Source organism: Caulobacter sp. GW821-FHT09A05, from assembly GCF_059418465.1.
Map to the genome: position 1 here is coordinate 266330 of NZ_JBWKPX010000005.1, position 14316 is coordinate 280645.

General features: G+C 71.6%; 13 protein-coding genes. 6 read left to right on the forward strand and 7 right to left on the reverse strand.

All coding sequences use genetic code 11. The features are described from left to right. Window positions 1-12 precede the first annotated feature (12 nt). The 3 genes from AC07NX_RS07255 (at window position 13) to AC07NX_RS07265 (ending at window position 3344) form a co-directional block, all read left to right on the forward strand. Complete coding sequence (locus AC07NX_RS07255) at window positions 13-261, forward strand: hypothetical protein (protein ID WP_494640375.1); 249 nt, start codon at window positions 13-15, stop codon at window positions 259-261. Further along, window positions 258-569 carry a hypothetical protein gene (locus AC07NX_RS07260; RefSeq protein ID WP_494640377.1) on the forward strand — a complete coding sequence of 104 codons (312 nt, stop codon included), beginning with the start codon at window positions 258-260 and terminating at the stop codon, window positions 567-569. The genes AC07NX_RS07255 and AC07NX_RS07260 overlap by 4 nt, the downstream gene beginning before the upstream one ends. Before the next feature lie 141 nt (window positions 570-710). Continuing rightward, a complete protein-coding gene (locus AC07NX_RS07265; protein WP_494640378.1) occupies window positions 711-3344 on the forward strand; it encodes a glycoside hydrolase family 3 C-terminal domain-containing protein in 2634 nt (877 codons plus the stop codon). A 134-nt stretch (window positions 3345-3478) separates the two neighbouring features. On the opposite strand, the gene AC07NX_RS07270 is transcribed toward AC07NX_RS07265, so the two are convergent. Together AC07NX_RS07270 and AC07NX_RS07275 are read right to left on the reverse strand one after the other, a co-directional pair. Continuing rightward, window positions 3479-4570, reverse strand: coding sequence for a glycosyltransferase family 4 protein (locus AC07NX_RS07270; protein WP_494640380.1), 1092 nt, complete (start codon window positions 4568-4570; stop codon window positions 3479-3481). Beyond that, window positions 4570-5400, reverse strand: a complete 831-nt coding sequence (locus AC07NX_RS07275; RefSeq protein ID WP_494640382.1) for a UDP-2,3-diacylglucosamine diphosphatase — start codon at window positions 5398-5400, stop codon at window positions 4570-4572. Before AC07NX_RS07275 ends, AC07NX_RS07270 begins: the two co-directional genes overlap by 1 nt. Before the next feature lie 260 nt (window positions 5401-5660). Here AC07NX_RS07275 and AC07NX_RS07280 point away from each other — a divergent pair, with 260 nt between their 5' ends. Continuing rightward, window positions 5661-6290, forward strand: coding sequence for a TetR/AcrR family transcriptional regulator (locus AC07NX_RS07280; RefSeq protein WP_494640384.1), 630 nt, complete (start codon window positions 5661-5663; stop codon window positions 6288-6290). 77 nt (window positions 6291-6367) lie between these two features. On the opposite strand, the gene AC07NX_RS07285 is transcribed toward AC07NX_RS07280, so the two are convergent. Further along, the gene (locus tag AC07NX_RS07285; RefSeq protein WP_494640386.1) at window positions 6368-6568 is read right to left on the reverse strand and encodes a hypothetical protein; all 201 of its coding nucleotides are present in this window, start codon (window positions 6566-6568) and stop codon (window positions 6368-6370) included. Window positions 6569-7482: 914 nt separating this feature from the next. Beyond that, window positions 7483-7860, reverse strand: a complete 378-nt coding sequence (locus AC07NX_RS07290) for a hypothetical protein (RefSeq protein WP_494640388.1) — start codon at window positions 7858-7860, stop codon at window positions 7483-7485. Between the two features lie 309 nt (window positions 7861-8169). Here AC07NX_RS07290 and purD point away from each other — a divergent pair, with 309 nt between their 5' ends. Next, a complete protein-coding gene (gene purD, locus AC07NX_RS07295; protein WP_494640390.1) occupies window positions 8170-9453 on the forward strand; it encodes a phosphoribosylamine--glycine ligase in 1284 nt (427 codons plus the stop codon). Window positions 9454-9738: 285 nt separating this feature from the next. Beyond that, a complete protein-coding gene (locus AC07NX_RS07300) occupies window positions 9739-10818 on the forward strand; it encodes a phosphotransferase family protein (protein WP_494640392.1) in 1080 nt (359 codons plus the stop codon). Between the two features lie 131 nt (window positions 10819-10949). Here the strand turns inward: AC07NX_RS07300 and lpxK are convergent, their stop codons facing one another. From lpxK to AC07NX_RS07315, 3 genes are read right to left on the reverse strand one after another with little or no spacing between them, the layout of a single operon-like run. Beyond that, entirely contained in the window at window positions 10950-11957 is a 1008-nt protein-coding gene (lpxK, locus tag AC07NX_RS07305; RefSeq protein WP_494640394.1) for a tetraacyldisaccharide 4'-kinase, read from the reverse strand. Continuing rightward, window positions 11954-13237 (reverse strand): 3-deoxy-D-manno-octulosonic acid transferase, encoded by a 1284-nt coding sequence (locus tag AC07NX_RS07310; protein ID WP_494640396.1) that lies wholly within the window; start codon window positions 13235-13237, stop codon window positions 11954-11956. The genes lpxK and AC07NX_RS07310 overlap by 4 nt, the downstream gene beginning before the upstream one ends. Continuing rightward, the gene (locus tag AC07NX_RS07315) at window positions 13234-14232 is read right to left on the reverse strand and encodes a cation diffusion facilitator family transporter (protein WP_494640398.1); all 999 of its coding nucleotides are present in this window, start codon (window positions 14230-14232) and stop codon (window positions 13234-13236) included. The genes AC07NX_RS07310 and AC07NX_RS07315 overlap by 4 nt, the downstream gene beginning before the upstream one ends. Window positions 14233-14316: the final 84 nt, after the last annotated feature.

The following is a 14316-nucleotide window of genomic DNA, read 5'->3' on the forward strand; positions in this document are numbered from 1 at the left end:
GGCCCCAGGCTGATGGCCAAGCGCGCCCCCGTCCCGGCCTCGCCGTTCGGGTCGCAGGACTACGAACTGCTGTGCGACAACCTGATCACCCTGCGCGAGGCCCATATCCGCTCGCGCCACGCCCGGCCGATGCGGGTGGGCGACCTCTGCACGCTCAGCCAGGACGGCGAGGTCTACGAACTGGTGGTCACCGACTTCACCGATCGCGGCGGCGAGGGCTGGAGCGTGTGTTGCCGGATCATCGAGGCGCTCCGCCGATGACGTCCTCGACCGGACGGCGGCGGCGGTCCCGCGGCGAAGGGTCCAGGCGGATCGGGCCCTGGCGCGGGAACGGCGGCCTCGTGCGCTGGCAGGGCGCGCCGCGTCGGCCCGGCGCGCGGGCGGGCCTGTGGGCGGCCGTGGGCCTCGCCGCCCTGGTGCTGGCCCTGGCCCTGATCGCGGCCCGCACCGCCGGCGGCCTGAATTGGGGAAGCCTGCTGATGCTGGTCCCGGCCGGGGTGCTGGCGGCGGCGCTCGGCGCGGGCCTGGTCGCCCTGGTCCGGCGCGCCGTGGCCTGGCTGGCGGGATAGGGCCGACGCGTCCGGCGCCATGAAGGTACCGGTACCTTTTTGCTGTTCCCGATCCCCGGCCTGTGTCTAAATGTTCTCTGACACCGGTGTCGCACCGGCGACGAGACGACCCTGCAAGGGTCGCGCGACGAGGGGAAACGCATGAAGGCTCCAGTGATCATTCCGTCCGGCGGCGTCCTGGCCCTGGTCCTGGCCCTGGCGGCCGCCGGGGCGGCGCGCGCCCAGGCGCCGGCCGCGTTCCTGGATCCGTCCCTGAAGCCGGAGGCCCGCGCCGCCGCCCTGGTCTCGGCCATGACCCTGGAGGAGAAGGCCGGCCAGTTGAAGCACGCCGCCCCCGCCATCCCGCGCCTTTCCGTGCCGGCCTACAACTGGTGGAGCGAAGGGCTGCACGGCGTGGCCCGGGCGGGCGAGGCGACGGTGTTCCCGCAGGCCATCGGCATGGCCGCCACCTGGGACGCGCCGATGATCCATGCCGTCGCCGACACCATCGCCACCGAGTTCCGCGCCAAGTACGTCGCCACGCGCGCCCCCGACGGCGGCTCGGCCCAGTATCGCGGCCTGACCGTCTGGTCGCCCAACATCAACATCTTCCGCGACCCGCGCTGGGGCCGGGGCCAGGAGACCTGGGGCGAGGATCCGCACCTGACGGCCGAGCTGGGCGTGGCCTTCGCCACCGGCCTGCAGGGCGACGACCCGACCTATTACAAGACCGCGGCCACGGCCAAGCACTTCGCGGTCCACAGCGGCCCCGAGGCCGACCGCCATCGCGACGACATCCATCCCTCGGCCCACGACCTGGAGGACACCTACCTGCCGGCCTTCAAGGCCCTGGTGACCCGGGCCAGGGTCGAGGCGGTGATGTGCGCCTACAACGCCGTCGACGGGGTTCCGGCCTGCGCCAACACCGCCCTGCTGGCCGACCGGCTGCGGCGCGACTGGGGCTTTTCCGGCCATGTGGTCTCGGACTGCGCGGCCATCGCCGACGTCTTCCTGCCCACCTCGCACGGCTATGTGAAGACCGCCGAGCAGGCGGCCGCCGTCAGCCTGAAGGCCGGGACCGACCTGTTCTGCGGCGAGTTCGGGCCGGACAAGAGCAGCGACATCGCGCCGATCGTCGACGCGGTCCGCCACGGCCTGGTCGGCGAAGCCCAGCTCGACCAGGCGATCCGGCGGCTGTTCGTCGCCCGCCTGAAGCTGGGCCTGTTCGATCCGCCCGAGAAGGTCCCCTATTTCAGGATCGCCGCCGCCCAGAACGACACGCCCGAGCACCGCGCCCTGTCGCTGGAGGCGGCCAGGGCCTCGCTGGTGCTGCTGAAGAACGACGGCCTGCTGCCGCTGAAGACGGCGCCGGCCCGGATCGCGGTGATCGGGCCCAACGCCGACAGCGTCGACGCCCTGGTCGGCAACTACAACGGCACGCCGTCCAGGCCGGTGACCGTGCTGGCGGGCCTGCGCGAGCGGTTCCCGAACGCCCGGATCGACGCCGTCGAGGGCAGCGGCTGGACCGAGGCGCCGCGCGAGGCCGTGCCGGACTCGGCGCTGAAGGACCTGAAGGTTCAGACCTTCCAGGGCCTGGACCTGGCCGGGCCGGCGACGTCGACCGAAGCGGCGGCCAATGTCAGCTTCGGCTGGGGACGGCCCCAGCGCCAGGAGCGCCGGACCTCGATGCGCTGGACCGGGGTCCTGGTCCCCACCGAGACCGGCGTTCACCGCTTCTCGGTCAGCGGCGAGGGCGGCTATCGGGTGATCGTCGACGGCAGGACCGTCGTCGACGCCTGGACGCGGGCCCCCGACTCCGCGCCCGACGGCGAGGCGGTCCTGAACGCCGGCCAGGCCCACGCCATCGTCGTCGAGGCCAACCAGTCCGGTTCGCGCGGCGACCTGCGCCTGCAATGGAGCCGGCCCAGCCGTGGGGCCGACGCCGCCGTGGCGGCCGCCCGGGAGGCCGACCTGGTGGTCTTCGTCGGCGGGCTGACCGCCAGGCTGGAAGGCGAGGAGATGTCGGTGCGGGCCAAGGGCTTCGCGGGCGGCGACCGCACCAGCCTCGACCTGCCCGCGGCCCAGCAGGGGCTGCTGGAGCGCCTGGGCGCCGTCGGCAAGCCCATCGTCCTGGTGCTGATGAACGGCTCGGCGCTGGGCGTGAACTGGGCCGACGCCCACCTGCCGGCGATCGTCGAGGCCTGGTATCCGGGCGGCGAGGGCGGCCGCGCCGTCGCCGGCCTGCTGGCGGGCGACTTCAGCCCGTCGGGCCGCCTGCCCGTGACCTTCTACCGCTCGGCCGACCAGCTGCCGCCGTTCAAGGACTACGGCATGGCCGGCCGCACCTATCGCTATTTCGCCGGCGAGGCGCTGTATCCGTTCGGCCATGGCCTCAGCTACACGCGGTTCGCCTATGGCAAGCCGGTGCTGGAACGGGCGGCGGTGAAGGCCGGCGAGGCCCAGACCGTCTCGGTCGACGTCACCAACAGCGGGGCGCGGGACGGCGACGAGGTGGTGCAGCTCTACGTCTCGCGTGACGTCCCGGGCGCGCCGGTCCGGTCGCTGCAAGGTTTCCAGCGCGTCCGCCTGAAGGCCGGCGAGACCCGCCGGGTGCGGTTCGCGCTGGACGGCGCGGCGATGAGCGTGGTGGGGCCGGACGGCGCGCGCTCGATCGCGGCGGGGCCGGTCAAGCTGTGGATCGGCGGCGGCCAGCCGATGGCGCGGCCGGGGCTCGAGAAAGCGGCGGGGGTCGAGGCGCGGTTCGTGGTCGACGGGAGCAAGGCGGTGGGGAACTAGGGGGGCGGGGGATCCTACTTGCCCCCACCTGACCGCTTCGCGGTCTGTCCGCCCCCAGAGGGGGCGGAGCGCTCTTCCCCCTCTGGGGGAAGACGGTCGCGAAGCGACCCGTAGGGGGCAAGTGGACGGCGTTCCTAGGCCGCCGGCTTCCTTCGCAGCCGCGCCAGCCGCCGCAGCCGGCGCCAGAAGCGGGTCTTTTCCGGCTCGGGATAGGGCTGCAGGTTCTTGTAGAACTCCTCGGCGCAGGCGCGCCACGAGAAGCCCTCGGCGAATTTGCGCACCGTCCCGTGGTCGATGTCCAGGCACGCCAGGCAGGCCTCGCGCAGGCCGTCGGCCTGGCCCGGGGCCAGTACGCCGGCCCCCGAGCCGGGGATGATGTCGATCGGCCCCGGGGCCGAGAACGCCGCCACCGGCACGCCGGCGGCCATGGCCTCCAGGATCACCAGGCCGAAGGTGTCGGTCAGGGACGGGAAGCAGAAGACGTCGGCGCAGGCGAAATAGCGGGCCAGTTCGTCGCCGAACTTGGCCCCGGCGAACACCACGTTCGGGTACTTCTCGGCCAGCTCCTCGCGTTGCGGGCCGTCGCCGACGATCACGGTGGTGCCGGGCAGGTCCAGGCCCGCGAAGGCCTCGATGTTCTTCTCGACGGCCACGCGGCCGACATTGAGGAAGATCGGCCGGGCCAGGCCCTCGAACACGTCCGGCTCGCCCGCCTGGCGCGGGCGGAACACGTCGGTGTCGACGCCGCGCGTCCAGGGCGAGATGTTGCGGAAGCCGTGGCGGACCAGCTCGTCGCGCATGGTCGGGGTGGCCACCATCAGCCGGCCCGACGGCTTGTGGAACCAGCGCATGTAGGTGTAGCCGGCCGACAGCGGCAGCGGCAGGCGGGCCGACACGTATTCGGGGAATCGCGTGTGATAGCTGGTCGTGAACGGCAGCTTCCATTCCAGGCAGATGCGGCGGGCGGCCAGGCCGATCGGGCCCTCGGTGGCGATGTGGATCGCCTCGGGCTCGAACGACTTGAAGCGCTCCATCACCGGCTCGTAGGCGCCGATGGCCAGCTTGATCTCCGGATAGGTCGGCAGCGGAAAGGTGGGGAACTGGTCGGGGCTGACGACGTCGACCTCATGGCCCATGGCCTTCAGCTCGGCCATCACCTTGGTGAGGGTCCGAACCACGCCGTTGACCTGCGGTTCCCAAGCATCTGTGGCGAGTAGTATCCGCATCAGGCGGCGGCAGGCTCCGCTATCGGGGGCTCGACGGTGAGCGCCCTTGCCCGGTCGATCACCGACCAGGACCTAAGCTTGGACCATTCCAGGATTTCGAGCCGTCCGTCCATATGTTCCACGAGCGCGGTGCAGCTTTCCACCCAATCGCCGTCGTTCACATAGAGCACGCCGTCGATCTCGCGCATCTCGGCCTTGTGGATGTGGCCGCAGATCACGCCGTCGACGCCCCGCCGGCGCGCCTCGTCGGCGACCGCGGCCTCGAAATTCTCGATGAATTGCAGCGCGTTCTTCACCTTGACCTTCAGATAGGCCGAAAGACTCCAGTAGCCGAACCCCAGCTTCCGACGCGCGCGGTTGAGCAAGGTGTTCAGCATCAGGATGGTCCTATAGGACCAATCGCCCAGGAAGGCGAGCCACTTGGCGTGCTGCACCACCCCGTCGAACTCGTCGCCGTGCACCACCAGGTAGCGCTTGCCGTCGGCCGCCTCGTGGATCATGTCGCGGGCCACCACCACCCCGCCGAAGTGGACGCCGCAGAAGTCGCGCACCCGGTCGTCGTGGTTGCCGGGCACGTAGATCACCTCCACGCCCTTGCGCGCCAGGCGCAGGATCTTCTGCACCACGTCGTTGTGGCTCTGGGGCCAGTACCAGCCGCTGCGCAGCTTCCAGCCGTCGATGATGTCGCCCACCAGGTAGAGCCGGTCGCACTCGACGTGGCGGATGAAGTCGAGCAGCAGTTCGGCCTGGCAGCCGCGGGTGCCCAGGTGCACGTCGCTGATGAAGATCGAGCGGTAGCGGCGGATTTCGATGTCGGTGTCGGTGACCATGGCTTGCCCCTCCGGCGGTCTGGTCGGCGTTCCAAGCCGGTCCCCCCGGACCGGTCGCGGCCCCGGTCCTGTCGGAGCGCTCAGGGCGGCGATTAAGCTGATTGCATGTCGCTTTCGTGAAACGCCCTGCGTCCGCGACGCGACGCCGCGCCGCACCAACGCCCGAATTTTCACCATCGGATCGATCTTGCCGGTCGAGGCGAAGCCGCGCGGGCCCTGGGCTGTTGCAGCGCAACATGGCTTTGGACTAGATCAGGGTCATGGACGCCGCCCGCCTCGCCAAGGATACGCCCAAGTCGTTGAAGACCCGGGCGCGGATTCTCGACCAGGCGATGCGCCTGATCGCCGAGATCGGCTACCATGAGGCGACCAATCCGGTGATCGCCGACGCGGCGGGGCTGACGCGCGGGGCGATGCTCTACCACTTCCCCACCCGCGAGGCCCTGGTCGAGGCGGCCGTGGCCCACGTCCAGGCCGAGCGCTCGGCCCTGTTCCGCGCCGCCGCCGACGGCCTGCCCCCCGGCGCCGACGTCACCGAGCACGCGATCGACAGCTACTGGGACCTGCTGCACACCGTGCCGTTCCTGGCCTTCGCCGAGCTGGAGGCGGCCGGCCGCACCGATCCGGCGGTCCAGGCCCTGCTGGCCCCGGCCCAGGCCGAGTTCGACCGCGCCCAGGCCGGCGACCACTTCCTGAAGATCCTCCACGCCGGCGCCGGCCCGCGCTTCCAGGCCAGCCGCGACCTGGCGAGGTTCATGCTGGAAGGCCTGGCGCGGGCGTCCCTGACCTATGACAGCGACGGCCGGCGCGAGCGGCTGCTGACGCTGATCAAGCGGGCCACGCACATGCTCAACCGCAAGGGGGACGTGCAGGATCTGTGGCCGGACTGAGGTTGGGCGGGGGCGTCGGCTTTCGGGACGGGCGTCAACGACTGCTCGCGACCCCAGTTGGACCTTGATGTGTTCGCCTATTCGGGCGGCGCGACGGCGGCCGGTCGCGCGCCAGGGCCGTTGGCTTCAACCTGTTGCCAGATGGGCATGAACAGGCGGACGCTCGCCGAATGATCCTTCGATGGGATGAAAATCACACCAAGCGTGCGATCGTGCCCGCATATGTTGAAGGGCCAGACCTCCATCCACGCGTCGGACAGGGCGAGCTTGTCCAACATGGGCTTGGCGGTGTCCGGCAGGCTGACCGCGGGGCGGCGCCCGTGGGCCTGAGGGGGGGAGAGCATCCGGCGGCGAAATATCAACACCGCCAGGAAGCGCTGCTACATACACGTCGTTCAGCGACACCGACTGGCATTCGGCGGCCAATCCCATCCTGGCTTCGGCGACCGCCGCCGGAAATGTGGAGGCCTGGAGGTCCATTTCCGCAAGGCTTTCTCCCGGAAGGCCCGTGGTCATTCGCCACGGTGGAGAGCCACCTACACGACCGATATTGACGTTCTCGACAGCTGTATGGCCGCAGCCCGTGACGCGCACTTTTTCACGCCAGACGATCAGGTCGGGTTGGCCCATGATCTTCCATGGTCTCGTCGAGATGGCTTCGACCCTGGCGTCGGCGCAGGCGACGCCGGCGAATAAATCGTTCGCTGATCGTGCCCGACTGGCCAACATGGCGTCGTAGGCAGCGGCCTCTCCCGGCAGCACCCCGCCTTGAGGTGGCGACGCGGTGAGCGCGGCGGCAAGAAGCAACCCTACAGACATTCAAGTCCCCACTGAGATGGCGCAACTAAAGCCTAGCTTGAAATACGCTCGAAGGGTATTGCGCCCATAGCTTGGCAACCACCCCGAACGGAAGTTCGAAACGTCCGGTGGCGTAAGCCCCATCCGCCCCGAATGGGTCTGATCTTAAATGAGCAGGCTCGCCTCCAAGGCTTTAAGGCGAGGCCTCGCCGCTGCGGGCGGGCGGATAACGAGACCGCCGCGTTCCTCTTCCTCCGCTCATCCCGGCGAATGCCGGGACCCAGATGGAATGGCTTTGGGGCTGACGCCAAGAGCGCTGAGTCTTTCCAATCCGCCACACCGCTAGGGGATCTGGGTCCCGGCGTTCGCCGGGATGAGCGGTGTTTTAGAACGCTCACAGCCGCGCGCGGCCGCCGCCCTTCAGCTTGTCCAGCGCGCGGCGGGAGAGCTCGGCCTGGGCGGCGGCGGGGGCGCGGGCGGCGACCAGGGCCTCGGCGGCCAGGCCGGGGGCCATGACCCGGGCCAGCATCTCGGCCTTGGCGGCGACATTGGCGTCGGCCTTCGGCTCCCTGGGCGTGATCAGCGCCACCTTGCGGGCCTGGGCGGCCAGGTCGCCGATGGCCCTGGCCCGTTCGCGGACCCTTCGGATCTCGGCGGGGTCATTGCTGCGCTCGAGGGTCGCCCAGGCCGCGTCGAGGGCGGTCATGAGCTTGGCTTGCAGGGCCTGGCACCAGGCCAGGGACGGGGCGGGGGTGTGTTGGGGCTGGGTCATGACACGAGTGTGCGCCCGCCCCGGAGGGTGGGGACAGGAAACGTGCGTTTTCGTGTAGCGCGTTGATTTTGTTGAGGACGGATCCGGATTTCGCGGGGATAAACCCCCTCAGTCGGCTTCGCCGACAGCTCCCCCAGAGGGGGAGCATCCGCGCCTCGATAGATCCTCCCCCTCTGGGGGAGGTGGCCCGAAGGGCCGGAGGGGGCCGCGCGCCGCGCGGGCGCGTCCCCGATCGCGACCCTGTGGATAACTTTCGCCACGCACGACCCGCCTTGACCCCAGGGCTCCCCCGCGCGACACCCCGGCCTCATGGAAAAGCTGAACATCCTGCTCGTCGGGTCCGGCGGGCGCGAGCACGCCCTGGCCTGGAAGATCGCCCAGTCGCCGCTGTGCGGCCGCCTGGTCGCCGCACCGGGCAATCCGGGGATCGAGCAGGTCGCCGAGCTGCGCGCCGTCAAGGCCACCGACGTGGCGGGCCTGGTCGCCCTGGCCCGGGAGATCGCCGCCGACCTGGTGGTGGTCGGTCCTGAATCGGCGCTGGAGGCCGGGCTGGCCGACGAACTGGCCAAGGCCGGCATCCCCTGTTTCGGCGGCAGCGCCCAGGCCGCGCGGCTGGAGACCAGCAAGGCCTTCACCAAGGACTTCTGCCAGCGCCACGGCCTGCCGACCGCGGCCTATGGCGTGTTCACCGACGCGGCCTCGGCCGGGGCCTTCCTCGACACCCTGGAAGCGCCGTTCGTGATCAAGGCCGACGGCCTGGCGGCCGGCAAGGGCGTGGTGATCGCCGCCGACCGGGCGGAGGCCGACGCCGCCGTGCTGGACATGCTGGGCGGCCGCTTTGGCTCGGCCGGGGCGCGGGTGGTGATCGAGGAGTTCATGCACGGCGAGGAAGCCTCGCTGTTCGCGATCTGCGACGGCAAGACCGCCGTGCTGTTCGGCGCGGCCCAGGACCACAAGCGGGCCTATGACGGCGACGTGGGCCCCAACACCGGCGGCATGGGCACCTATTCGCCGCCGCCGGTGCTGACCCAGGCCCTGGTCGACCAGGCCTGGCGCGAGCTGGTCGAGCCCACCGTGGCCGGCATGGCCGCCGAGGGCTGTCCCTATGTCGGCGTGCTCTATGCCGGGCTGATGCTGACCGAGCAGGGGCCCAGGCTGGTCGAGTACAACGCCCGCTTCGGCGATCCCGAGTGCCAGACCCTGATGCTGCGGCTGGAAAGCGACCTCGTGCCGCTGCTGCTGGCCGCGGCCAAGGGCCAGCTGGCCTCCGCCGCGCCGCCGGTCTGGCGCGAAGAGGCGGCGATCTGCGTGGTGCTGGCGGCCCAGGGCTATCCCGACGCGCCGGTGACCGGCGGCCTGATCCAGGGCGCCGACAGCGAGTTCGGCGGCGAGGCGGTGATCTTCCACGCCGGCGCCGCCCGCGACGCCGAGGGCCGCCTGGTGGCGGCCGGCGGCCGGGTGCTCAATGTCTGCGCCCTGGGCGCGACCCTGCACGAGGCCCGCGACGTGGCCTACGCCGCCCTGGGCACGGTGTCGCTGGAGGGCGGGTTCTACCGCACCGACATCGGCTGGCGGGCGCTGAGCCAGCACTGACCGGCCGGGGACAGGCGCCTGTCCTGACTCCTAAGCTTTAATCGTTGTCATCCCGGAAGCCCCGCAGGGGCTGTCCGAGACCCAGGGGACTGGGCTAAGGCCTTGCGGTTCCCCTGTGTCCCGGACAAGCGCTGCGCGCTTTCCGGGATGACAACGGAGGGGGCTACGGTCGGTGCGCCACCTCCACCAGGATGCCGCCCGCCGCCATGCGGCCCGCAGCTGGAGGGTTGCGTCGCGGCGCCCAGGCTCTAATGTTCATTCAAACAAGCGTTGGGGAGCAAGCGCATGGCCGCGGCCGAACCGTCCGTCCAGGACCTCAATTCCGGGACCAAGCCCGTCGACCCGCGCCACGCCATCGACGAGGGCCGGCTGGCGGCCTGGCTGGAGGCCCATGTCGAGGGCTACCAGGGCCCGCTGGAGGTGCGTCAGTTCAAGGGCGGCCAGTCCAACCCGACCTACCAGCTGGTCACGCCCGGCAGGAAGTACGTCCTGCGCCGCAAGCCGCCGGGCAAGCTGCTGCCCAGCGCCCACGCCGTCGACCGCGAGTTCAAGGTGATCTCGGGTCTGAACAAGGCTGGCTTCCCCGTCGCCAAGGCCTACGCCCTGTGCCTGGACGAGGATGTGATCGGCACGATCTTCTACGTGATGGACAATGTCGAAGGCCGGATCCTGTGGGACGGGACCCTGCCCGACTACGCGCCGGCCGAGCGGCGGGCGATCTACGAGGCCGAGATCGCCACCCTGGCGGCGCTGCACACCGTCGACTACGCGGCCGTGGGCCTGGCCGACTACGGCAAGCCCGGCAACTACTTCGCCCGCCAGATCGACCGCTGGACCAAGCAGTACAAGGCGTCCGAGACCAAGGTGATCGAGGACATGGACCGGCTGATCGCCTGGCTGCCGGCCACCTGCCCGGCCGACGACCAGACCTCGATCGTCCATGGCGACTATCGGCTGGACAACATGATCCTGCACCCCACCGAGCCGAAGGTGGCGGCGGTGCTGGACTGGGAGCTGTCGACCCTGGGCAACCCCCTGGCCGACTTCAGCTACTTCCTGATGAACTGGGTGATGCCGTCCGACCAGCGCGGCGGCCTGGCCGAGATCGCCGACCTGACCGCCTATGGCGTGCCCACCATCGAGGAGGCCGTGGCCCAGTACTGCCGGCTGACCGGCCGCGACGGCCTGCCGAACCTGGACTGGTACTTCAGCTACAACCTGTTCCGCCTGGCGGGCATCTGCCAGGGCATCGTCGGCCGGGTGCGCGACGGCACCGCCGCCAGCGCCCACGCCGAACAGATGGAGGCGCGGGTGCCGGTGCTGGCGCGGGGGGCGTGGGCGTTCGCCAGGAAGGCGGGGGCTTGAGGGGCGAACACCTGCCCCCACCTGACCGCTTCGCGGTCTGTCCGCCCCCATAGGGGGCGGAGCCTCGCGTGTTTAGGCTCTTCCCCCTCTGGGGGAAGACGATCGCGAAGCGATCCGTAGGGGGCAAGTGATCACAGCCCCACGCTCTCCAGCAACTTCCCCAGCGCCGCCTCGTCCTCGAACCGCGCCCGCACCGGCCAGGGCGTGACCCGGTCGCGCCAGGCCTGGGGCAGGCGCACCCAGTCCTTCTCGGTGGTCACCAGCCCGGCGCTGTAGGCCGCCGCGCGGTCGGCCAGGAACTTCAGCGTCGCCTCGTCATAGTCGCCATGGTCCGGATAGGGCGCGAAGTCGACCAGGTGGCAGCCGGCCGCCTTCAGGGCCCGCTCCACTTTCCACGGCTTGCCGATGCCGGCGAAGCCGACCTGGCGGCCCTTGGGCGGCGGGGCGGCGGGCTCCAGGCGGGCGGTCAGCACCGGGGTGTCGCCGAACAGGGCCAGCAGGTCGGGGGCGGCCGCCGGCAGGTCGTCCGGCAGCAGCACGATCACCGCGTCGGTGCGGGCCAGGCTGGCCGCCAGCGGCTCGCGCATCGGCCCGGCCGGGAACACCTTGCCGTCGCCGAACGGCCATTCGTCCTCGCGGGTCTCGCCGTCGACCACCACCAGCGACAGGGTCTTGCGCAGGTCGGGGTTCTGGTGGCCGTCGTCCATGACCACCACCTCGGCCCCGGCCGCGGCGGCCCGGCGCGCCCCCAGCACCCGGTCGCGCGACACCCAGATCGGGAAGTCCTGGGCCAGCATCAGCGGCTCGTCGCCGACGTCGCGGGCGGTGTGGCGCGCTGGGTCGACCTGGACCGGGCCCTTCAGCCGGCCGCCATAGCCGCGCGACAGGCCGTGGGCGCGGCGGCCGCGCTGGGTCAGGGTCAGCAGCAGCTCGCGGACGATCGGCGTCTTGCCCACCCCGCCGACCGTGAAGTTGCCGACGCAGAGCACCGCGCAGTCGGCGCCGCGCGGCTGGGTCCGGGCGATGCGGCGGGCGGTCTGGGCGGCCCAGATCCACGACAGCGGGGTCAGCAGGGCCCGGGTCAGGGGGCTGGGGGCGCCGTCGCGGCGATACCACCAGCGCGGGGTCGCCAGCTTCATGCCCGCGCCTCCGCGTCGAGCAGGCGCAGGATGCGGTCCAGGCCCGCCCGGGCCTCGGCGTCGCGGCGGGCGACGAAGGCCCGGGCGTGGTCCGCCCGCGATCGCAGCAGGTCGGGCCGGGCCAGCAGGTCGGCCAGGCGCGGGCCCAGCACCGAGGCGTCGGCGAAGGTCACGCCGTCGGCGTCGCGCAGGTCGGCATAGGCGGTCAGCCAGTTCTCGACATGCGGGCCGGAGGCGATCGGGCAGTCCAGCCGCGCCGGCTCCAGCGGATTGTGGCCGCCGATCCCTTCCACCAGGCTGCCGGCCACCAGGGCCAGGTCGGCCAGCCGGTACCACAGGCCCAGTTCGCCCAGGGTGTCGGCGACGATGACCTCGGCCGAGTCGTCGGGCTCGCGGCTGCGCAGGCAGGTGGTGGCGCCGGCGGCCAGGGCCCTGTCGGCGATGACCGGGCCGCGCTCGGGATGGCGCGGGACGATCACCAGGCGCGGACGCCCGTCGCCGCCATGGGCCGGCAGGGCGCGCCAGGCCGCCAGCACGACCTCGTCCTCGCCCGGATGGGTGCTGGCGGCCAGCAGCAGCGGCCGGTCGCTGAGCCGCACGCGTAGGCTGGCCAGGGCGGCGGCGTCGACCGGCAGCGGGGCCGCGCCGAACTTCAGGTCGGCCTCGCCGGCCACGGTCCCGCCCAGGCTGGACAGGCGCTCGGCCGCGCGCCCGTCCTGGGCCAGGATCAGGTCGAAGCCGCCGAACAGCTCGAAGGCCGCGAACGGCCGCGCCCGCCAGCCGTCGTAGCTCCTGTCCGACAGCTTGGCCGAGACCAGGGCCAGCTTCACCCCGCGCGCCTTGGCGGCTAGCAGCAGGTTGGGCCACAGCTCGCTCTCGACGAACACCGCCAGGTCCGGTCGCCAGTGGTCCAGGAACCGCCGGGCGCCGCCGGGCGTGTCGACCGGCAGGAACTGGTGGACGGCCCCGGCGGGCAGACGGCGGGCCAGCAGCTCGGCCGAGGTCACGGTGCCGGAGGTGACCAGCACCGCGACCTCCGGCCGCTCGGCGCGCAGACGCTCGACCAGGGGTAGGATCGACAGGCTCTCGCCCACGCTGGCCCCGTGCAGCCAGACCAGCCGGCCCTCCGGACGCGCCGTCTTCGGCCGGCCTAGCCGCTCGTGCAGCCGCGCGCGGTCCTCCTTGCCGGCCTTGGCGCGGCGGTCCAGCAGCAGGGGCGCGAACGGCTCCAGGACGGTGGTGGCCGCCCGGTACAGGGCCAGGGATAGGGGAAGGCTCACACCGCGTCCGCGCCGGCCAGGTGGCAGGTGGCCACGCCGCCGCTCTCGACCTGGATGGTGACGTGGCCGATCTTGAAGCGCCCGGCCATCTCGCCGCAGATCTCGTGCAGGAACTGGTCGTTGTCCGGGTTCTCGGGGCGGACCAGGTGGGCGGTCATGGCCGTCTCGGTGGTGCTCATCGCCCAGATGTGCAGGTCGTGGACCTCGGTCACGCCGGGCCGCCCAGCCAGCCAGGCCTTGACCGCCTTGGGGTCGATGCCGCGCGGGGCGGCGTCCAGGGCCAGGTCCAGCGAGTCGCGCAGCAGGCCCCAGGTGCCCAGCACGATCACCGCCACGATGCCCAGGCTGACCACCGGGTCCAGCCACAGCCAGCCGGTGGCCCACATGGCGGCGGCGGCGACCACCACCCCAGCCGAGATGGCGGCGTCGGCGGCCATGTGCAGGAAGGCCCCGCGGACGTTCAGGTCCTCCTTGGAGCCCCGCATGAACATCAGGGCCGTGGCGGTGTTGATGGCGATGCCGATGGCCGCGACGATCATCACCGGCCCGGTCTGGATCGGCTGCGGGTCGGCGAAGCGGCGCACGGCCTCCCAGGCGATGGCCCCGACCGCCACCAGCAGCACCACGGCGTTGGTCAGCGAGGCCAGGATCGTGCCCTTGCGCAGGCCGTAGGTGCGGCGCCCGGCCGGCGCCGTCTTGGCCAGCACCACCGCGCCCCAGGCCATGAACAGACCCAGCACGTCCGAGAGATTGTGGCCGGCGTCGGCCAGCAGGGCCAGCGAGTGGGTCATCAGGCCGGCGATGGTCTCGGCGATCACGAAGCCGATGTTCAGGGTCGCGCCGATCGCGAAGGCCCGGCCGAAGTCCTTCGGCGCATGGCTGTGGCCGCCGGGACCGTGGTGGTGGTGGCCGTGGTCGTGGCCGTGCGAATGGCCGGGGCCATGCGCGTGGTGATCGTGGTCGTGATGATCGTGGTCGGCGTGGTCGTGCGGCATGGGTCTACATCCCATCAAGCCACCCCCCTTTCAACCGTCATCCCGGGCCTTGTGCCCGGGACCCCTGGTTCAACCGACGGCGCG

Bases quoted from the DNA above. Each gene is read 5' to 3' on its own strand.
- AC07NX_RS07285 (WP_494640386.1), bottom strand. From the start codon at position 6,568: ATGTTGGACAAGCTCGCCCTGTCCGACGCGTGGATGGAGGTCTGGCCC.
- AC07NX_RS07265 (WP_494640378.1), top strand. From the start codon at position 711: ATGAAGGCTCCAGTGATCATTCCGTCCGGCGGCGTCCTGGCCCTGGTC.
- purD (WP_494640390.1), top strand. From the start codon at position 8,170: ATGGAAAAGCTGAACATCCTGCTCGTCGGGTCCGGCGGGCGCGAGCAC.
- lpxK (WP_494640394.1), bottom strand. From the start codon at position 11,957: ATGAAGCTGGCGACCCCGCGCTGGTGGTATCGCCGCGACGGCGCCCCC.
- AC07NX_RS07270 (WP_494640380.1), bottom strand. From the start codon at position 4,570: ATGCGGATACTACTCGCCACAGATGCTTGGGAACCGCAGGTCAACGGC.
- AC07NX_RS07280 (WP_494640384.1), top strand. From the start codon at position 5,661: ATGGACGCCGCCCGCCTCGCCAAGGATACGCCCAAGTCGTTGAAGACC.
- AC07NX_RS07290 (WP_494640388.1), bottom strand. From the start codon at position 7,860: ATGACCCAGCCCCAACACACCCCCGCCCCGTCCCTGGCCTGGTGCCAG.
- AC07NX_RS07300 (WP_494640392.1), top strand. From the start codon at position 9,739: ATGGCCGCGGCCGAACCGTCCGTCCAGGACCTCAATTCCGGGACCAAG.
- AC07NX_RS07260 (WP_494640377.1), top strand. From the start codon at position 258: ATGACGTCCTCGACCGGACGGCGGCGGCGGTCCCGCGGCGAAGGGTCC.
- AC07NX_RS07255 (WP_494640375.1), top strand. From the start codon at position 13: ATGGCCAAGCGCGCCCCCGTCCCGGCCTCGCCGTTCGGGTCGCAGGAC.
- AC07NX_RS07275 (WP_494640382.1), bottom strand. From the start codon at position 5,400: ATGGTCACCGACACCGACATCGAAATCCGCCGCTACCGCTCGATCTTC.
- AC07NX_RS07315 (WP_494640398.1), bottom strand. From the start codon at position 14,232: ATGCCGCACGACCACGCCGACCACGATCATCACGACCACGATCACCAC.